Raw genomic sequence first — 18,803 nt, forward strand, 5'->3', positions numbered from 1 at the left:
ACAGCAACATGGCACCCCAGGACGCCATCCTCGGCTGGGACGAGGACAGCAACGCCGAGGCATACAACGCCTTCACCCGCGCCCATCCCATGTACGACGCGACCAGCCGCGACCTTGCCCGCCGAGGCCATCTGGACAACGCCAGCCTGGTGGTCGACCTGTGCGGCGGCGCCGGCGCGACCGCCCGCGCGATCCTCGACGTGATCCCGGCCTGCGCTCGGGTCGTCTCCGTCGACAACGCCGCCGCGATGCAGCGTGTCGGTCGCCGCACCCTGACCGACGCCCGCCTGACCTGGATCACCTCCCCGGCCGAACGGCTCGCCGACCACCTGCACGCCAGCAGCGCCGACGCCGTAGTGTGCAACTCCGCGATCTGGAAGACCGACACCGCCGCAGTGTTCGCAGCCGTCGCCCACATCCTGCGCCCAGGCGGGCACTTCGTCTTCAACATCGGCGGCGGCTTCGCCGGCGTCCGGCACCCCGACGAACTGTCAACCCGCACCGGGCCTTCCCTAAACGCCCTCATCCGCCAAGTCGCCGCTGAGACCCACGGATACACCCCACCGCCGCGCGACGCGGACAGGCCGCCGAAGCTGCCGCTGAAAACAGTCACCGAGCAGCTGACCGCAGCCGGACTGACTATCGTCGGCACAGAGCTCACCGCCCAGCACAGCACCATGGCCGAGAAGAAGGCGTGGCTGTCCATCCCCGTCTTCGCGCGGCCCGAAGGCGACTTCACCCACGCCCAGCGGATGCAGATCCTCGACACCGCCTACGCCATGACCACCCCCGATGCCCCGGCCGTGACGAGCTGGCTCGTCGTCGTCGCCCAACGGCCAAAGGCCGCTGCCTAATGCTGAAGTCAAGCCACGAGACTGAGTTGAGGTCGGTCCTGATAGGGCCGGCGGTCACGCAGGATGGCGTAGAGCACGTTGACGCGGCGTCGGGCGAGGGCGATGAGCGCCTGGTGATGTCGCTTTCCCTCGGCTCGCTTGCGCTCGTAGAAGGCCCGGGACGGCGGGTGGTTCGGCATCGCGCAGAACGCCGACTGGTAGAAGATCCGCTTGAGAGCCTTGTCACCGCCGGTCGCGCTGCGCGAGTAGCGGATCTTCCCGGACTGAGTGAGCACGGGCGCCAGGCCGGAGGCAGCGGCGAGAGCATCGCCGCTGGAGAAGCGTCGGATGTCGCCGACCGCGGCGATGAGTTCAGCGGTGAGGGTGGCCCCCATCCCCGGCAGACTGCGGATGAGGGCCCCGTCAGGGTGCACGTCGAGCAGCTCCTCGATCTCAGCCTGGAGGGCCAGGAGCCGGTTCTTGCCGGCCAGGAGATCACCCGCGAGTTCACGGATCAGTTCGGCGGTGCGGCGCTCGCCGGCCACGACCGTGCTCTGCGCGCGCGCCGAGGTCACAGCGGCCTGGGCCAGAGCTTCGGCGGTGGGCCGCTTGACGCCGCGTTTGCGCAGGTAGTCGGCGATGCGGGAGGCGCCCGCGCGGCGGATCTCGCTGGGGGTGACGTAGTGGGCCAGCAGGATGAGGCTGGACTTGTTCGTCGGGTCGGTGACCTTCTCCAGGCCGGGGTGGATCGAAGCGAGCAGGTCCCGAAGTCGGTTGATCCGCGCGGTGGCCTCCTTCACCAGCACGGTTCGGTGGCCGACCAGCAGGCGCAGTTCGACGGAGATCTCGTCTGGCACCTGGACAGCCCGCAGGTCGTCGCGGAGCATGACCTGCTCGGCGATCACCTTCGCATCCCGGGGATCGGACTTGTTCTCCCCGCCCCGGGTGCCGCGGCGGGCGCGGTTGACGGCCAGGCCGGGCACGTGCACTACCCACAGGCCGGCGGCCAGGAGCATGGCGGTGACCAGCGCGGCCACTCCGCCCATCACGTCCAGACCGACGGTGACGCCGCCATGTTCGGCCGCCACGGCCTTCAGGTCGCTGATGGCCTGGTCGATGGCTTCGGGGTCGTTGTCGACCCGGCGGCTGCACAGTTGCCTGCCGCGGTCGTCGATGATGGCCAGCCAGTGGAAATCCTTGGCGATGTCGAAGCCTGCATGAGCGGACAAGGTGACGCTCCCCTCGTCGACCAATCTGTGGCGCGACTCCTTCCGCCTGTCCTCGCCCTACCCAGCGATGGTCCGCAGAGCCTAATCAGCAGTCCGGAAGAAGTGGCGGGGCAGGGGGAACAGCGGTCTGAGCCATCAAGGGCAGCCAGCATGAAAGCCATCCCTGCCCCACCCGCGCAGTCCCAGAGTCGCGAACTCGCGGGACGCACTCAAGAAGGTAGGGCCGCATGACTCCGGCCGCCCCGGCTCCCGGCGGCGGGGCCCGCCTCTGTGACCACGCAAGCGTCGGGGTACTGATCTCCTCCCCGAGCGGCCTGCTGGTGTTCGAGCGGGCGATTCCTCCGGCCGGAATCGCCCCGGTCGCCGGCCACGTCGACGAGCATGGCGGCCCCGAGCAGGCCGCGCGCGACGAAGTCACCGAAGAGGTCGGTCTCACCGTCACCCACCTGCACCTGCTGCTGGACCAGTGGCGGCCCAACCACTGCCACCGCACGCCCAGCGGTCCGGTCGGCCACCACTGGTGGATCTTCCAGGCCGAGGTTTCCGGGTCGCTGTGCCCCTCGCCCCGGGAGGTCCGCGCCCCTCGGTGGATCCACCCGGCCCAGCTGCAGCAGCACGCGCTGCGGACCACCGCGCACGCCAACGGGTACCTGGACCGTGAGGAGTTCGAGCGCGAACCCGGCCTGGAGCCGGTGTGGTGCCGCTTCCTGCACGACCTTGAGCTCGTCAGCCTGCCCTCGGCCGACCTCGACCGGATCGAGGCCCTCCTGTGAACGGCGGCCAAGGGCCTACCTCAGCGGGAGCCGACCGCCCGGCCGGCTGCCAGACGGCGAGCGTGCGCACGGATCCGCTCGCGGTCCTCGGGGAAGACGCTGTCCCAGCCTGTATCCAGACGGAACCATGCCGCCGGCTGGTTCTGCTCCCCGGCGAGCGGCACGTCGCGTCCCACGATCGCGGCGTAGGACAGGCCCAGCGTCGGAGACCAGTCGGCCCGGTAGGAACGCACCGCCACGGCAGCGGGCTCGGGCAGCAACTCGGTGCGCAGGCCGGTCTCCTCCAGCAGCTCTCGTGCCGCCGCCGCACGCGGCGCCTCGCCCGGCTCCACCTTGCCACCGGGCGGCACCCATCCGCGCACGCGGTGCTTAACCAGCAGGACGTGCTCGAAAGCAGGGTCGGTGACCCACACCTCGGCCGCCAGCGGCTCCATGGGATGCCGGCGGGCTTCCTCCAGCCAGGCCCGTGCACCGTCGAACTCCCACGCGGCGAGGCGGGCATCCGCAACAGCCTCGTCCAAGATCACTTGACCGACTTCACCATGACTCACCCGCCCCACCCTAGGCCGACGAACCGGCCGGACGTCGCAGCGACGAGCAGGCAGCCATCCGGGGATGTCCGGCCGACCCGGTGGCCCCTTCGGGCTGCAGGGCGATCACCCGTGGCACCCGCTTCACACGAAGGAGACCAGCGTGCCCGATGAGCAGCCCTCGGACCGGGGAGCCTGGGTCGTCCTCGGCGGCGTTCACCTCCTCAACCGCACCGCGCCACGGCGACCAGACGAGCCGATCGTGCTCGTACGGGTGCCACCGCAGGAGGTATGCCGGCCGGCCACCACCGTGATCGTCCGCTGGAACGCGCTGGGGCCCTGCCCGGCCGAAGCGCTGTACCCCGGCGGCACCCGGCTCGGGGCGGCCAGGATCGACGGCGGCGAACTGTTCCCCGACGCCATCGCCGGCCCCGCCCTGCGCGGCCTGGTCGGCACCGAGGCCGCCCCCGGCCTGGTGCCGCTGTGCTACCTAGCCGAACACCCCGGCGGCGGCTACCACGCGTACGCGCAGATCCGCTTCCACCCCGAGGACGCCTGCTTCGTCCGCACCACCCGGGAACCAGTCGGCCACGGCCCGGTCGAGGAACTGCGCTGGTTCGACCCCGTGCTGACGGCGCACGCAGAGTCGAGCACGGCGCTCAACAATCATCTGCGGTACTTCCGCAAGCACTTCTCCGGCACCGAGCTGGAGTTCAAGTACACCCTCGACCCGGCACCGGACATCTGGTCCGCGTCCATGGAACTGCTCAAGGCACTGCGCGACGGCAAGCTGGAAGGCTGCCGTCCGGAGTACCGGGAAGAGTTCCAGATCCACCACACCGAGAACCATCTGTTCGACGTCACCGGCCCCGAGCCCGAGATCGGCTACGCCTCCTTCATTCCCACCGTCACCGCCGGGCACGTGCTCAAGCGAAAGTGGTTCACCGAGGACGCCTTCGCCCGCCGCGAGGAACTCACCCCTGGCCTCGACATCACCCCAGACCGCTTCGAGACGTTCCTGCACGAAGACCTGAACCTCCAGGTCCGGGCCATGCCGCCCTTCCAGCGCGTCCGCTACGACATCCAGTGCGAGTCGCTGCGCACCGGACACGTCTACGGCATCTTCCTCGACCGCTGCGCACTCCTGGCGGCTCCCGACGTGGTGCTCTCCCAGTGCGAGCTGGAGTACCTCCGCTCACGCAGCATCCTCGACCACGACCACGACCAGGACGAGATCCTCATCGAGATGAACCGGATCGACAGCTGGCTCTGCGAGTACCTCGCCAGTCACGGTTGGGCCGCCGAGCACACCTTCTACTCCAAGCGCAGCTTCCTTCGCGACGCCATCGCCCTCCGCCCGGACCTCGCCACGCGATGACTGACCAAGCGCCCCCCCGGCAATCCCCCGCAGGAGGTACCGCAACCCACATGAGTGATCGAACACTGCATCACACCCCGCACCACCCGACCGCACAAGGAGAGAGCCCGATATTCGAAATCACGTTCTAGATTTCGCCCCCCTCCACCCGTTACGGCTACAGCAGGGCCGCCGTTACCCGATCACCTGTCCGCATCTCGCCCCGAGGAGTCCCCATGCATCCCGTACGCCGCCCTGGACTCGTTCATCCTGCGTTCGAAAATGCCGCTACCTCCTCGGGCGCCAGCCTTCGCCTCACCTCCGGTCGCGCATCTCTGCTCGCCGACGGGTCACGACCGGATACGAGGTACCTGGCATGACGCAGCCCACACCTCTCCCGTCCTCCGTCCTCACCTATAGCTTTCGGCACGGCGGTGCCCTCGTGACCAATGATCGGCACACCCGTAGAACGCCTGGTACAGGAGGGCCGCCCGTGAGCGACTCGCCTCACCAGCTGATCGCCGACGTGGCACAGGTCCTGCTCCGTACGAACGGCACCGCCCTGTGCGTACGCCGCGCACTGGACGCCGCCCTCGCACCGGGACAGCTCACTGTCGTGGGCGGCCACCTGGAAGTCGGCGAACCACTCGACCATGCTGCGCGACGCGAGGCCATGGAGGAGGTGGGGGTCCTTATCACTGCTGATCAGCAGGAGTTCTGCGGGCTAATCCACCACCACGACTCCGACGGTGGCCTGGACCGGATCACCGCCGTGTTCGTGGCGCAGTCGTGGACGGGTGAGCCGTACAACGCCGAGCCACACAAGCACGAAGGGCTCTTCTGGGTGCCGATGGAACGACCGTCGCCGGACTGTCACCCCTACACCGCCACCATCTTCCACATGATCACCCACGGCCCGTCCTACCGGGCCATCAACTGGCCTGCGGGAGGCGCCCGGTGAAGAGTTTCTTCGGCCCGGTCACGATGGCCGATCCGCACGTTTCCGACGCCGAACACCAGCTGTTCGGCGGCCCCCTGCGACCCACGGCCGCCACCCAGGAGCATGACGGGAACCCCCGCACCCTCGACCACACCGACACCCTCGAACTGCCCGTCACCGGCGACGGCCCATTCAACGCCCTGCACACCTTCTGGAAGCCGTCCCACTACGCCACCGGCCTCAAAGCACACACCGAGTCCTGCAGCTGGCGTACCTTCCGAGTCAGCGACCTCGTGGTCGGAGTCCGGCTGCATGCCGAGGACCGCACCGTGATCGCCGACATCTACACCGACGGTGACTTCAAGCCCGCCTACCGCGAGGAGCTGACGCGCCGGCTCATCTCTTCATACGGGTTGGAAGAAGACCAGGCGGCGTTCGCGGAACTCGCGTCCCGTGTGCCCGCAATGGGCGAGGCACTCGCAGCCCTGGGCGGGATGCGGCAGTCGTGCCCGGAGGACCACTTCGAGATCGCCGTGATCGCCCTGCTGCTGCAGAACGTCACCATCGGCCGCACCGCCCAGATGACCCGCAACCTGCTGGTCCACTACGGCCGTCTCGTCCACTTCGACGGGATCACGCTGCGGGCCTGGTTCACCCCAGACGAGATCGCCCACGTCTCGCCGGAGACGCTGAAGGAACGGGACCGGCTGGGCTTTCGCGCCAAAAGCCTTCCGCATTACGCGGCCTACTTCCGCGACCACAGCACCGAGGACCTCAAGGCCGCCGGAAACCTGATGGAGGCCGTCCAGGAAATCAAAGGAGTGGGCCCCTACACCGCCGCGGTAATTGCCTCCCACGCTTCCCGCGACCCTGCCGTCTTCGGCATCGACGTGTGGAACCGCAAGATCCTTGCGCGCAGCCTCCTCAACGCTGACGACGCCGCGCCGGAGACCGTGATGACCCGCCTCAACGAACTGTTTCCCGGCTACGCCGGCACCGCCGGCCTCTACCTCGTCGAGCACGAGTACCTGACCAATCCTGTCGCCCCGCTCCTGCGTTCCGGCCCCGACGCCCTCACCGCATGGAACGCGGCGCTGGAGCAGACCGGAACCTGACCCACCCCAGGTCGAGAGCAGCGGACGCCACCGCCGCCGCTGCTCCTGGTTGCCATGCCCGCACCGCGCCCGACGGGATCCCCCGCAACACCTCGAAAGGGTGATCCCAGCTGTTCGAGCGACACGGGCGCGACCCACGACAAGGCCCGCTTGACCCCTGCAATCCAATAGAACATCCGTCCACTATCTGCCCCAGATCTGCCCGTGACAGACCCGTCCGGGGGCCGTTGTTAGAGCACCAGTACCCCTCGTGCGTCCATCCGGAGGACTCCGTGAACCCTGTGCCCGTCCCTGCGAATCCCTTCGCCGCATTCGAACGTCCTATGCCGGCTGTCCCGCGCTCCGCTCGATCCGGCCGGCAAGTTGACGCCGCCGCCCAGCGCGCAGCACGACCGGATACGAGGTGGGCAGCATGAGTGAGCCCACCGATGCATCACCCGACAACATCCCGGGGCCGCGCACCGCCCCGCTGGAGTCCACACCCTCTTCGTTGCCTCCCGGACCGACGACCGGGCCCGACGCGTCCTCTACAGCCGAGCCGGATGAGCCATCGGAAACGGCTGCCAGGGAGCCGCAGATGCGGTACGTCGATCTGACGGGCAGCCGTGAAGCGGCCGGCCGTTCGATCAGGATGCGCGATATGGCCCGGCGGCTGCCGCAGTTGGTACGCCGGTCACTGGCTCTCGCGTGGCGGGTCGACCGCCGAGCGACCATCGGTCTCCTGCTCTGCCAGGCCGTCACCGGCGTGATGCAAGCCCTCGGCCTGGTCGCCATCAGCGGCACCCTGACCGCCCTGCTGACCAGTGGAGACGTCTACCAGCGGCTCCTTCAGGCGTGGCCTTCTGTGGCCCTGCTGGCCGGCACCGCCGGCGTACGCGCCCTTCTGGGGATCACCGTCTCCTGGTTGTCTTCCCGGTTGGGCCCGCTGATGTCGCGCGAGGCCGAGCAGATGCTGCTCACCGGCTGCGCCGAGGTGGAGCTGTGCGCCTATGACGAGCCCGACTTCAACCACGACCGCGAAGCCGCCGACCGCGGGGCGCAAGTCACCGGGGACCTGATCGACGAGGGGCAGGACCTGATCGCCTCGTCGGCCTCCTTCGTCGCTGGCGCGATCGTGCTGGCCGGCGTGCACTGGGTCCTTCTCCCCCTTCTAGTCGCCGCCAGCCTGCCGCAGGCCCTGGCACAGGTCAGCGCCGCACGGGTGCGATACCTGGCAAATCTGCGCAGCAACGGCGACCTGCGGATGCTGTCGATCCTGCGCTGGCACATCTACACCAAGGAGGCTGCCGACCAGATCCGTGCCGGCACCATGGCCGGTTTCCTCTCCGGCCGGTACCGGCAGACGGTCGCACGGATCAACCGCGAGGACCGCGCCGCCGCCGACAAGGGGGCCCGCATGTCCTTGATCGGCGCGCTGTGCGGCGGCGTGGGTTCGGCAGTCGTATGGGCGGCGGTCGTGTGGCTGCTGGCCACAGGCCGCATCAGCGTCGGACACGCCGGGACGGCTGTTTTCGCCTTGCAGACGGTGGGCCAGTCGGTCCGCGGTCTGGTCTCGGTAGGGGCGCGCGCCGTGCGCACGGGCCTGTACATGGACGACTGGAGCGGCTTCCTGGACAAGGCCGGAGGGTTCCGCATGCGCCGGGGCACGCATCGCCCGGGGCCGCCGAAGAAGATCGAGATCAAGTCGGTCACGCACCGGTACGCGGGCAAGAACCAAGACGCTCTGTCCGACGTGACGCTCACCCTGCGCCAGGGCGAGGTCACCGCCCTGGTCGGATTCAACGGCTCGGGTAAGTCGACGCTGTCGAAATTGATCAGCGGCCTCTACCTGCCCACCGACGGGCAGGTGCTGTGGGACGGCGTTCCTACCGGCGACGCCGAGCCGCAGGCGCTGTGGCAGCAGGTGGCCCTGGTACCCCAGACCTACGCGCGTTGGCCTTTGACGGTGCGGGAGAACATCACCCTCGGGCAGCCCACGGCGCGTGGGGACGCGGCGGTACGCGAGGCGTGTGAGGCCGCCGGCGCCGACGAGGTCGTCGACAAGCTCGGCGCCGGGTTGGACACCCTTCTCGCCCGCGAGTGGCTCAACGGGGAGGAACTGAGCGGGGGCCAGTGGCAGCGCATCGCTCTCGGACGAGCGTTCTTCCGCCAGGCGGGGCTATTGGTCCTTGACGAGCCGACCGCGAACCTCGATCCGCTTGCCGAGTACCGGATTTTCCAGCGGCTACGGGGTCTTGCCCGGGACCGGGTGGTACTGCTGGTGACCCACCGCATCACCAGCGTCGCCGTAGCCGACCGGATCGTCGTGCTCGACGAGGGCAGGATCGTGCAGGAGGGCACCTACGAAGAGCTGGCCGAGCAACCGGGTCTGTTCCGACAGCTGCTGTCGTGCCAGGTCTCCTCGGATGCCCGGGACGATGACGAACAGCGGCAGGCACCCGCATGAACACACGCCCGCGCAAGAGCAGCGTGCTCACAGACCTGTCCGCCGCCGTGAGCACACAGCACACCGCCATGCTTGCCCGTCCGGATGCCGATGTGCTGACCGGCCAACCTCCATCTGACGCCCCCCTACTGCGGCGGAAGGGGTTTCTGCTCCGCGGCTGTATCCGGGGCAGCGACCCGGGCGTGGACACCGCGGTGCCTGGGATGCCCGAGCAACACGATCACGCAGCCACGGTCGTGCCGGGCGTGCGCCCGACGGGAGCCGAGGGGGTACGTCATGTCCTCCCTGTGTGACCCCATCTCGTCGGCCGGAGGGACGTCGCTGTGGCGGCACCAGGACTTCCGTCGATACCTGACCGGCCAGGCCGCCAGCGTGGCCGGCAGCTCGATCAGCGCAATGGCCCTGCCCGTGCTGGCTGTCCTCGAACTGGATGCCAGCCCTGCCCAGGTTGCCTGGATCACGTTCATGGGCCAACTCCCGCCCGCTCTTCTGGCGTTGCACGCCGGAGCGCTGGCCGACCGGCGCTCCAAGCGGAAGCAGATGATCACCGGCGATCTGGTCAGCGCCGTCGTGCTGGCCAGCGTGCCCGCAGCGGCGGCGCTGGACAGGCTGTCCCTGGCTCAGCTCATGGTGGTCGCTGCGGTGCAGGGTGCGGCAGGCGTGCTGCATGATGCCGCCGCCATCAGTCTCCTGCCCAGCTTGGTCGACCGGTCCCTGATCCAACGGAGCAACAGCCGTATCGGCGCCCTGTTCGCCGTCGCCGCCACCGCCGGCAGCAACCTCGGCGCCACCCTGACCGCGCTCCTCGGACCGGCCCGGGCACTGCTCGGTGACGTCGGCTCCTACCTCGTCAGCGCCTGGTGCACCGCCCGTATCCAGACGCGTGAGACCACCCGGGCGCGAGCAGGAAGCCACCGTCTGCACGCCGAGATCGGTGAGGGCCTGCGGTACGTACGCCGTGACCACCGGCTGCGCACGCTGACCCTGGTCAACGCGACCACCTCGGCCGCCCTGGCACTCCTCAACACCCTGTGGGCCCTGTACCTGCTTAAGTCCCTTTCGATGAGCCCGACCGCCTTCGGCGTGGTGCTGGGGCTGGGAGCCCTCGGCGCGGCGGCAGGAGCACTTGCCGCCCCGGCCCTCGCGCGACGGTACGGCGCCGGGCCGATGATGCTCGTCGCGCTCGCACTCACCCCGCTCACCCAGATCCCGCTGCTCCTCGCCTCCCCAGCCCGGGCATGGCAGATCGGCATCGGCGCCGCCCTGTTTCTCCAGCTGGCCTGCGCCGCGGCGGCGGGAACCACCCAGCGCTCCATTCGTCAGGTCGTCACCGCCGATGACATGCAGGCCCGCATGCAGGCCGTGAGTACCTGGCTCACCTCAGGCGCCCGGCCGGTGGCCGCCCTGGTCGCAGGCGGCCTCGGGACGCGGATCGGGGTACGGCCCACCCTGGCCGTCGGCACCTGCCTCCTCCTCGTCCCCCTCGTGGTCCTCTACCGCTCCCCACTACGCGGCCTCCGCCAGATGCCCGGAGCCCAGCCCGTCCCCTCCCCTCCAGGAGATCCACTCGTGCAACCACCCGTCCCCTCCCCCTCACCTTCACCCGGCGCCGCCCCCGCCGGCGACGGACAGCGCAATCCCGCGGCGGCCGGAGGTGGTACGGCGTGAGCGCGGAACTCAACGTGATCGGCGGCCACCTGTACCTGGAGCGGGACGGCATGGTGCTGCTCGGGCAGCGGCACCCGGCTTCGGCATTCGCGGGCGGCCAGTGGCACCTGCTCGCTGGCCATGTGGAACGAGAACCGGCGCGGACCTGCGTGGCACGGGAGGCGATGGAGGAGGCGAAGCTGGTCGTCGCCGAGGAGGACCTCATCCTCGTGCATACGGTGCACCTCCTCGACCACGAGGACGCCGTCCCGCGCGTTCAGCTGTTCTTCCGGCCCAGCCGGTGGGAGGGCGAGCCCCGCGTGCTGGAGCCGGACAAGTGCCTCCGTTGGGCCTGGTGGCCTGTCGACGGCCTGCCGGAGCCGACCGTTCCCTACACCCGAGCGGCCATCGAGGGGATTCGTGCTGGCCGGCTGTATACCGAGATCGGTTGGGAGCGGCGGAAGTGAGCGCCTCGGAGATGGACACGCACCGGCCTGGTCCTGAAGCCGCCCAACAGCCGGACTCCTCTTGCAAACACCGCGCAGAGATCCCGGATACACCCGCACCTTCCGGTGCAAGCACTGCAAGAACGGCCGTAGGCCCAACCGGTCAGAAACAAGGAGAGGGTTCTACATCGAGTACATCACACCGTCCAAGGATGTCCGCTGACCTGCTCGACGCAACGGCCGCCGCCAGAACCGCGATGGTCGACCGCCTCGTCGCCGACGGCGTGCTGACCGACCCGCGGCTGCGCGATGCCCTCCTGCGTGTGCGGCGGGAAGTCCTTCTCCCCCACGCATACGTCCGGGTCAGCGGCCCAGGCGCGGATCCGATCGACTGGCGGCTCCTCGACGGCTCGCACCCCGACGACCAGGCGGAGTGGCTCGACCTCGTCCACAGTGGCGACTCCGTCTTGCTCCAGCGTGACGGCGAGCCGCTGGACGCCCTTCGCCGAGGACCGGTGACCGGCGGCCACATGACCTCCATGAGCACTTACGCCCCTGCCACCGTCGAGGTGTTGCAATGCCTCCAACTGGACTGCGGGCAGCGGTTCCTGGACCTTGGGTCGGGTCCGGGAATCTCCCTGGCGCTCGCCGCTGCCATCACGGGCCCTGGCCGTGCCACCGGGGTCGAACGCGATCCGCATATGAGCGTGTTCGCCCAGCGGAACCTGGACCGGCTCGGGCTGGAAGCGACGGTCGTCGAAGGTGACGCGCTCAACGGACACGCCACCGGGGCACCGTATGACCGGATCCATTCCGGCATCGGCGTGCCCTGCATCCCGCTGGCCTGGGTGGAGCAGCTCGCCCCCGGCGGAACGCTGCTGACCACGCTCGTAACCAGAACGCCCAGCTGGCCAGGTCAGATGCGCGCCACTCGCACGATGAAGGGCAGGCTTCAGGCGGTGCTGACGGGCAGGCCGCGCGGCCACCGGCCCCTGCTCGGCTACGAGTGGCTCACCGCCGTGACCCACCGGCCCAAGATCAAGGCTGACCCCGGCCGACCGCGCCCAACCCGGCTCGCGCCGCCCGACGATGACGCCCACGGCTTCTGGATCGCCGCCGCGTACCTGGCACCGGGCTTGGTCAGGGATTTCGAGGCCGACACGATGACCATCGTCGCCCCGGAGGAGGATTCCTGGGCGGTGGCCGGCCCCGGCGACGGCACGGTCCGCGTGCACGGGCCGCGTGATGTGTGGGCCGAACTCGAAAACGTCCACGACGCTTGGGAGCGGGCGGGCCGTCCGGACACGTACCGGGTCGATATTCCGGACGGCGGGGGCCCGCAGCGCGTCGCCTCCGGTCCCGGCCGGATGGCCCTCACCTGGACGCTGCCCCCGCTCGCCGCCGTCCCCCACCAGACGTCTCCATCGCTCGGGAGTTGTCCATGACCCAGCAACGGCACCCCGTTTCCCCGCCCGCCGACGGCCCCAGTCGACCGGCCGGGTGGTCCGAGGAATTCCTCCGCCACCGCGACGGCCAGGGCTGCCCCATGTGTGACAACGACTTCGCCGCCGACGACATCGGCTGGGGGATCCTGCTCCACCAGGGCGAAGTGGCCAACGCCTACCTGTGGCGCTCGGGCCAGGTCCGGGGCTACTGCGTACTCATTCACCGCGGCGCACCGCACGTCGCCGAGCCCACCGACCTCTCAGACGCCCACGCCGCCGCGTACTGGGCCGACACCCTCACGCTCGGCAAGGCCCTGACGGCGTTCTACCAGCCGGTGAAGATGAACTACTCCACCCTCGGCAACGTGGTGCCCCACCTCCACACCCACATCGTTCCCCGCTACGCCGACCACGCCGACCCGGCGCCAGGCGGGCCGCTCCCGTGGACGGCCCTAGATATAAACCGCCCGGACGAAGTACAGCTCCAGGCGGACGCCGCCGCGCTGCGCGCGCTGCTGGAGCAGGCATGAGGGGCCGCCCGGATGAAGAGTCCGGGGACCTGTTCGCCTCTGCGGCAGCCGATTACGCCCGATACCGGCCGGGCATCCCGTCCGAAGCGGTCCGCCTGCTCGTCGGCACAGTGAGAGGTGTCGCTCGGCCTGTCGTGCTCGATCTCGGCTCCGGGACCGGACAGGTTGCAGCTGCGCTGCTCCCCGCTCTTGCGCATGAGGCCCGCCTGGACCTAGTGGATCCGGACCCAGGGATGCTCCGCGAGGCCACTGAAACCCTCGCCCCGCTCCTGGGTGACAGTCCCGTTGGCTTCCACTGCGTGCGGGCCGAGGACTTCACGCCGCCGTTCGACGGCTACCGAGCGGACCTGGTCACCCGCGCGCGGGCGTTTCACTGGATGCCCCGCCCCGCGGTCCTCACGATGGCCGACCGCGTCACCGCTCCCGGGGCCGGCGTGGCGATCATGGGGGATGGCAGCCTCTGGACCTACCAAGCGCAGTGGACGGCAGATCTGCAGCGGCTCATCCAGTCCTACCTCGGCCCCGAGCGGCGGGCCGGCACCGCTGGGGCGTACACCGAGCCGGGGCGCCGCTACGAGGACGACCTCGCCGAGTCCGCGTTCAGCGACGTCAGCGAGCACCGGATCCCGGTCCGCCGCACGTGGACACCCGCAGCCGTGGTCGGCTATCTACGCAGCACGAGCTTCGCCCGCCCGGCGCTCTTCGGCGATCAGCACGCACGGTTCGAGCAGGAGGCCCACTTGCTGCTGGAGGAACACGCCCGAGGCGAACGGCTCGTCGAGGACGCCGTGTTCACCATGCTGCTCGCGCGCCGCCCCGGCGGTGACCGGTGAGCGGGGGGCGGCACACCGAGCCGCTGGACGTGCACCTGGTCGCGGTCCGCGATACCGCGGCCGGCCCCGAAGTGCTCCTGTCCCGGCGGGCCGGCGACGTCTACGCGACAGGACTGTGGCATCTCCCATCTGGTCACCTCGACCCCGGAGAGGATGTCGTCACCGCGCTCGTGCGGGAGACCAGCGAGGAGACCGGCGTCATCGTCGACCCCGCTGATATCCGCGCGGCCGTCACCGTGCACCACCGCTCCCCCGGCGGGGGCGCACGCGTCGGGTTCTTCTTCGAGGTCCGGCACTGGCGCGGCAACCCCCGCGTCATGGAGCCGGACCGGTGCGACGCCATGGGCTGGTTCCCGCTCGACGCGCTGCCGCAGCCCATGGTGGCCTACTGCCGGGCCGGGCTGGACGCCTACCGGGCCGGAGCCCGGATGGCCCTGCATTTCCAGGAGCCCGGCGATCCCATCGCCTACGCCCCGGCCGTCGACCGGCTGCGCCTCGTGCCCGACGCCGGTCCAAGCAGCACGGTCCCTGAGGACGCGGTGCGGGACTTCGTCGAGCGGGCGATCGGCAGGATCACCGGCTGGACGGATGTCTCCTGGGCACGCAAGGGCAGTCAGGTGTGGCGGGCACGCGATGCCGAGGATTGGGTGTGGTTTGTCAAGATCCACCAGAACGACCGCTTCCACCAGCGCGAGCTGGCCGCATACCGCAGCTGGGTTCCCCATCTGGGCCCGCTGGCACCCCGTCTGGTGGCCGCCGACGAATCACTGCGGGCCATCGTCATCACCACGGTGCCAGGCCGCTCCCTGCACGGCGCCGTCCACCCGCCCGACCAGGAGCGGCGGATCTTCCACTGCATCGGGCAGCTCGCGGCAACCATTCACCGCAGCGCCCCGGCACTGCCGCCCCTCCCCGACTCTCTGCCGCTCGAGAAGCTGGAACGGCACCTCGACGGCGCACGCGCCTACTTGGAGCCCGGGGACGAGGCGTTCATCCGTGCCACCGCAAAGGGGGCCGCTGGTCTGCCGGCTCTGGAGAGGGTTCCCACGCACGGTGACTTCCAGCGGCGGAACCTTCGCTGGGAGCAGTCGACGGGCACCTTGTACGTGATCGACTTCGAAAGAAGCGAAGGCGGTCCGGCCGTCAGGGACTTCGTCCGCTTGTCCGACGCCTGGCACGGACGGCCGGACCTGCACGAGGCCCTGATGACCGGCTACGGCCGCCCCCTGTCCCTCGCCGAAGAAGAGCACCTGGTCGTCCTGTCCGTATTGGATGCCGTCTCCGGCATCCAATACGGCGCCGCCCACGGCGATCCGGAACTCGTCGAGCGAGGCCGCCGCACCCTGGCCCGGCTCCGCGCAACGAACCGTCTTTGACCAGCACACCACACCACCCACCAGCTGAAGAGCAGTTGAGGAGCACGCCCGTGGCGTACGTCGTCCGCGACCAGTGGCAGCAGCACTATGCCGACGGCAAGGGGTTCCGGGAACTCGGTGAGCGCGAGCGGGCCCTGCTCGCCGAGCACGCTCCCGTTCCCGATGGCGGCGGACGGGCGCTCGATGTGGGCTGCGGCACCGGCAGCCTGGCCGCCTACCTTTCCTCCCTCGGCTACACGGTGGACGCCGTCGACTTCGCCGACAGTGCTCTCGCCCGGGCCCGGGACGAACACGCCGACGTCGAGCGGGTGCGCTGGATCTGCCTGGACATCGAGCGCGACGACCCGGCAGATCTGCACGAGGACGGCTACGACCTGGTCACCATGCGGCTGATGTACCCCTTCCTGCGCGATCGCAGCCGCGTCCTGCACGGGCTCGGTGAACGACTGCGGCCCGGCGGCACGCTTGTGGCCATCACCCCCGTGGTCGAGCACACCCCGGCCGAACGACGGGACATCGCCCTCGACGAGGACGAGGTCCGCCTGCTCGCCGAAGGCTGGGAGACCGTCGAGCGGCTGGAGGCGGACCAGCTCGCTGTCCTGGTCCTGCGCGGCCCGTGCCACACCGGCACCCGGGCGGTGGAGCGGCAGCGACCGCCCACCGGTCTGGCTGTGACAGGCGCCCTTGCGGTCGTCACCGACGAGGCCGGCCGGGTCCTGCTCGGCCGCTCGCGCCGGGGCATGTGGGAACTTCCCGGCGGGAAGACCAGTGGTGCGGAGTCCTTCGAAGCGGCGGCGGTTCGGGAACTGGCCGAGGAGACGGGCCTGACCGCCTCGGCCTCGGACGCGCACGTGGCCACGATGCTGGCCGACGACAGCCACGGCGTGCCGCGGCTCACCGCGGTCGTCCGTATCACCGCATGGTCCGGCACCCTCGCCAACCGAGAACGGCAGTTGTTCGACCGGTGGGAGTGGCATGACCTGCACGCCGTGGCCTGCCTCGGTCCCGTGTTCGCTCCAGCCGCGCAGGCCCTGGGCGCGACCTGGCCCGGGGTTATTCCTGGCCTTGCACCGGTCCACTCCTATCCGCTCGCGATCGACCAACCGCCCGTGCCCGGCGAACCGGCAGAAGCTGTCCGGCTGCGCCAGCAGATGACCAACACGGTCATCGACGGCGGCTGGGCGCCCTCCGAACCGGTACAGCAGGCGCTGCGCACGGTGCCCCGGCACCGCTTCGTCCCCGAGAAAGCCCTGAAGACCGCGTACGACGGAGGCGACCGGGCCATCATCACCCGCCGCGACGAGGCAGGAAATGCGACCAGTTCCGTGTCCGCGGCCTGGCTCCAGGCCGACATGCTCCAAAGCCTGTGCCTGAAGCCGGGAGCGATCGTGTTCGAGGCGGGATCCGGCGGCTACAACGCCGAGCTCATCGCCCATGTGGCCGGCCCCACGGGCAGGGTGGTCACCGGCGACATCGACCCCTACGTCGTGCACCGCACCCGGCGGTTGACCACAGAGGCTGGCAGCGGTCGTGTCACCGCGTTCCAGGGCGATGCGGCACTCGGCGCCCCCTCGCACCTCGTACCGCGTGGAGGCTTCGACGGAGTCGTGATCACCTACAACTCCAGGGACATCTCCCCAGCTTGGCGGGAGCAGGTCGCTGAGGGCGGGCGCCTGGTCCTGCCCCTCGAAATCCACGGATACACCAGGGCGATCGCGTTCGAGCGACGCTGCGAGGTACTGCACGCGCGAAAGTTCACGCACTGCGGATTCCTCCGCGCCCAGGGCGAACACGCCCGCCCTATCCCGGCCGTGGACCTCCTCGACGGCGAGCTGAAGCTCCGATTCGAAGACGGCACCCCCGCCTCGACGAAGGGATTGGAAGAGGCGCTGCGCGGGCCGCGCCACCAGGTCGCCACCGGGGTCACCATGGGGGCGGCCTTCTACTTCGGCTCGCTGCAGCTCTACGCGGCCACCACATTGCCAGGCTTCGTCCGTCTGTCCGCTCACCGGGACAAAGGCACGGGCGTCACCCAGATCGCGAAGGACGGCGATGCGCCGGCGATCCTCGGCGACGCCTCACTGGCCTACCTCATCCACGTCCAGACCCGGCACGGTGACAGCCCTGCCGAAAAGGAGTGGGAGTGGGTCGTCCACGCCTTCGGCCAGCACGGCCCGCAGCTCGCCGAGCAGCTGGCGGCCACGGTGAGAGCCTGGGACCGCGACGTACGCACGAACGACGGCAAGCAAAACGACCCTGTCCTGACCGTTCACCCGGCTAGCACCCCCGACCGCCAGCTACCCGCCGGCGACGTCCTGGACAAGCCCCACAGCCGCCTCGTGTTCCAGTGGCCGGGCCGTGTGCCGTCGTCGTAGACCCGGCCGGACGAAAGACGTGGGGCTGGCGCTGAAGCGCGCCGGACCAGGACGGCCTGCTATGTCCGGCATACGTGAGCCCGACGGAATCCCGGCTCACGGGCGTCGAGTCCCACCCATCGATTCCTGCACCTGCTAGAAGCCTCCACGACCCTGCCGTCCGCATCCCATTTCCCCGAGGAGATCCATGGCCGAGACGACCCGCCCCTCCGAACAAACCGAGCGCGAAATCTGCAACACCACACGCAGTCCTTCCGGTGACCCGGTGCTGGTGCACACACCGCCCCGCCTGGTGTCCGAGAGCCAGCAAGCCGACGGATCCGAAGCCACCGCACAGGCTGTCACCCTCCTGGCCCCAGAGATCCGAACCGGCCGATGCCAGTGCGGTGACATCGCATACGAGGTCAGCGGCCTCCCGGATGATCCCCATCTGTGCTCATGTCCTCACGAAACCCGGATCTCCGGCGGTCCAGCCGTACTCTGGGTCGGCTTTCACAAGAACGGGCTGGCCTGGACAGGCCCCGGCGGTGAACCAACCTGGTACTCGACATGGCCAGACCTTCGCCGCGGGTTCTGCCCCCGCTGCGGCACCCACCTGATCTCCGTCGCTGACTCCACAGACATGATCATGGTGACCGGCTTCAGTCTCGACCTCCCCCACCAACGCGGTATCGAGCCCGTCGGGCATTCCTTCCGAGAGAACGCCGTTCCGTGGATGAAATTCACTCTCGCCCCAGAACCGCCCCGGTCCGCGGCCACGCTACCGTGCGGTTCATCACCAGCCCGCACGCCGAGCGGCTGATGTCCGTCGCCGGGCTGCCGAAGTCGGCCCAGGCATGCCGGTCGTCCGCTCGCGGACGCCGATCGGCAGCACAGTCCCCCCTGCCGCCAGCGCGACTCACCAACGTGGCCATCAGCAACCGGATCG

Annotated in this window: 16 protein-coding genes; 14 read left to right on the plus strand and 2 right to left on the minus strand. The window is 69.7% G+C overall.

Annotated features, from left to right (window positions below; translation table 11 throughout):
• The first annotated feature begins 8 nt into the window (after window positions 1-8).
• Window positions 9-854, plus strand: a complete 846-nt coding sequence (locus AB0G56_RS07065; RefSeq protein WP_360964874.1) for a class I SAM-dependent methyltransferase — start codon at window positions 9-11, stop codon at window positions 852-854.
• An 8-nt stretch (window positions 855-862) separates the two neighbouring features.
• Here AB0G56_RS07065 and AB0G56_RS07070 read toward each other — a convergent pair whose 3' ends face one another.
• Window positions 863-2,062, minus strand: a complete 1,200-nt coding sequence (locus AB0G56_RS07070; protein WP_360964877.1) for an IS110 family transposase — start codon at window positions 2,060-2,062, stop codon at window positions 863-865.
• A 227-nt stretch (window positions 2,063-2,289) separates the two neighbouring features.
• Here AB0G56_RS07070 and AB0G56_RS07075 point away from each other — a divergent pair, with 227 nt between their 5' ends.
• Window positions 2,290-2,835 carry an NUDIX hydrolase gene (locus tag AB0G56_RS07075; RefSeq protein WP_100572073.1) on the plus strand — a complete coding sequence of 182 codons (546 nt, stop codon included), beginning with the start codon at window positions 2,290-2,292 and terminating at the stop codon, window positions 2,833-2,835.
• A 20-nt stretch (window positions 2,836-2,855) separates the two neighbouring features.
• On the opposite strand, the gene AB0G56_RS07080 is transcribed toward AB0G56_RS07075, so the two are convergent.
• Window positions 2,856-3,356 (minus strand): NUDIX domain-containing protein, encoded by a 501-nt coding sequence (locus tag AB0G56_RS07080; protein ID WP_360965218.1) that lies wholly within the window; start codon window positions 3,354-3,356, stop codon window positions 2,856-2,858.
• 172 nt (window positions 3,357-3,528) lie between these two features.
• On the opposite strand from AB0G56_RS07080, the gene AB0G56_RS07085 reads away from it, so the two are divergent.
• The 12 genes from AB0G56_RS07085 (at window position 3,529) to AB0G56_RS07140 (ending at window position 18,677) form a co-directional block, all read left to right on the plus strand.
• Window positions 3,529-4,743 (plus strand): hypothetical protein, encoded by a 1,215-nt coding sequence (locus tag AB0G56_RS07085; RefSeq protein ID WP_360964880.1) that lies wholly within the window; start codon window positions 3,529-3,531, stop codon window positions 4,741-4,743.
• Between the two features lie 472 nt (window positions 4,744-5,215).
• The gene (locus tag AB0G56_RS07090; RefSeq protein ID WP_360964883.1) at window positions 5,216-5,683 is read left to right on the plus strand and encodes an NUDIX domain-containing protein; all 468 of its coding nucleotides are present in this window, start codon (window positions 5,216-5,218) and stop codon (window positions 5,681-5,683) included.
• Window positions 5,680-6,777 (plus strand): endonuclease III domain-containing protein, encoded by a 1,098-nt coding sequence (locus tag AB0G56_RS07095; RefSeq protein WP_360964885.1) that lies wholly within the window; start codon window positions 5,680-5,682, stop codon window positions 6,775-6,777. Before AB0G56_RS07090 ends, AB0G56_RS07095 begins: the two co-directional genes overlap by 4 nt.
• Before the next feature lie 577 nt (window positions 6,778-7,354).
• Window positions 7,355-9,223: an ABC transporter ATP-binding protein gene (locus tag AB0G56_RS07100; protein ID WP_360965221.1), complete on the plus strand. Its 1,869-nt coding sequence runs from the start codon at window positions 7,355-7,357 to the stop codon at window positions 9,221-9,223.
• A 276-nt stretch (window positions 9,224-9,499) separates the two neighbouring features.
• Window positions 9,500-10,891: an MFS transporter gene (locus AB0G56_RS07105; RefSeq protein WP_360964888.1), complete on the plus strand. Its 1,392-nt coding sequence runs from the start codon at window positions 9,500-9,502 to the stop codon at window positions 10,889-10,891.
• Window positions 10,888-11,337 (plus strand): NUDIX domain-containing protein, encoded by a 450-nt coding sequence (locus AB0G56_RS07110; protein ID WP_360964891.1) that lies wholly within the window; start codon window positions 10,888-10,890, stop codon window positions 11,335-11,337. Before AB0G56_RS07105 ends, AB0G56_RS07110 begins: the two co-directional genes overlap by 4 nt.
• A gap of 191 nt (window positions 11,338-11,528) precedes the next feature.
• Window positions 11,529-12,761, plus strand: coding sequence for a methyltransferase domain-containing protein (locus AB0G56_RS07115; protein WP_360964894.1), 1,233 nt, complete (start codon window positions 11,529-11,531; stop codon window positions 12,759-12,761).
• On the plus strand, window positions 12,758-13,291 hold the full coding sequence (locus AB0G56_RS07120; protein ID WP_360964896.1) for an HIT domain-containing protein: 534 nt from the start codon (window positions 12,758-12,760) through the stop codon (window positions 13,289-13,291). Before AB0G56_RS07115 ends, AB0G56_RS07120 begins: the two co-directional genes overlap by 4 nt.
• Window positions 13,288-14,124, plus strand: a complete 837-nt coding sequence (locus tag AB0G56_RS07125) for a class I SAM-dependent methyltransferase (RefSeq protein ID WP_360964899.1) — start codon at window positions 13,288-13,290, stop codon at window positions 14,122-14,124. The genes AB0G56_RS07120 and AB0G56_RS07125 overlap by 4 nt, the downstream gene beginning before the upstream one ends.
• Window positions 14,121-15,500: a phosphotransferase gene (locus AB0G56_RS07130; protein WP_360964902.1), complete on the plus strand. Its 1,380-nt coding sequence runs from the start codon at window positions 14,121-14,123 to the stop codon at window positions 15,498-15,500. Before AB0G56_RS07125 ends, AB0G56_RS07130 begins: the two co-directional genes overlap by 4 nt.
• A 50-nt stretch (window positions 15,501-15,550) precedes the next feature.
• Complete coding sequence (gene fxlM, locus AB0G56_RS07135) at window positions 15,551-17,875, plus strand: methyltransferase, FxLD system (RefSeq protein WP_360964905.1); 2,325 nt, start codon at window positions 15,551-15,553, stop codon at window positions 17,873-17,875.
• 187 nt (window positions 17,876-18,062) lie between these two features.
• Entirely contained in the window at window positions 18,063-18,677 is a 615-nt protein-coding gene (locus tag AB0G56_RS07140) for a GFA family protein (protein WP_360964908.1), read from the plus strand.
• Window positions 18,678-18,803: the final 126 nt, after the last annotated feature.

It is taken from the genome of Streptomyces sp. NPDC021356, from assembly GCF_040641015.1.
In the GTDB taxonomy this organism is placed as follows: Bacteria; Actinomycetota; Actinomycetes; order Streptomycetales; family Streptomycetaceae; genus Streptomyces.